Origin of the sequence: Alteromonas sp. KUL49, assembly GCF_006538345.1 — a bacterium.
Classification (GTDB): Bacteria; Pseudomonadota; Gammaproteobacteria; order Enterobacterales; family Alteromonadaceae; genus Alteromonas.
In genome coordinates, this window is record NZ_BJKL01000045.1 from 1 (window position 1) to 545 (window position 545).

General features: G+C 40.4%; 1 tRNA gene. It reads right to left on the reverse strand.

Annotated features, from left to right (window positions below):
* Positions 1-466: 466 nt before the first annotated feature.
* Positions 467-543 (reverse strand) — tRNA-Ile (locus EYS00_RS20460).
* Positions 544-545: the final 2 nt, after the last annotated feature.

Sequence of the window (545 nt, forward strand, 5' to 3'; positions counted from 1 at the left end):
TATACGCTTAGTCACTTAACCATACAACCCCAAACGGCCTTTTGAATCCCGTTCAAGTTGTGCTGTATGAATGACAAGCTAATCGTGATTTACCTTGTTATCAGTTTGCCAATTGGACTTGCCAATTGACACGTTTTTCAACGCTCTTAGATAACAAGCAATTCGTCAAGTAGAGTAGTTAAGAACGTCTTTCGACATCTCAGTTACTCAATTTTGATTGATTACTATTAATATCAGCTTTCCAAATTGTTAAAGAACATTAGCAAAACGACGAATCGTCTCACCTAGGGTAAAAACCCTAATCAATGCTTACTCAAAAAGTAAATATTCATTAGGATTCAGGTCCAACATCGCACTTATATTCATCAACCAATTCACTTGATAAAGTTAGTTTGAAGGCGAGAAGCGCAATGTGCGAGTAGCACTTGAGCATCACAGCGTTCAAAGTAACGCAAGCAAGTAGAATTGGTAGGCTTGGGCAGACTTGAACTGCCGACCTCACCCTTATCAGGGGTGCGCTCTAACCAGCTGAGCTACAAGCCTGT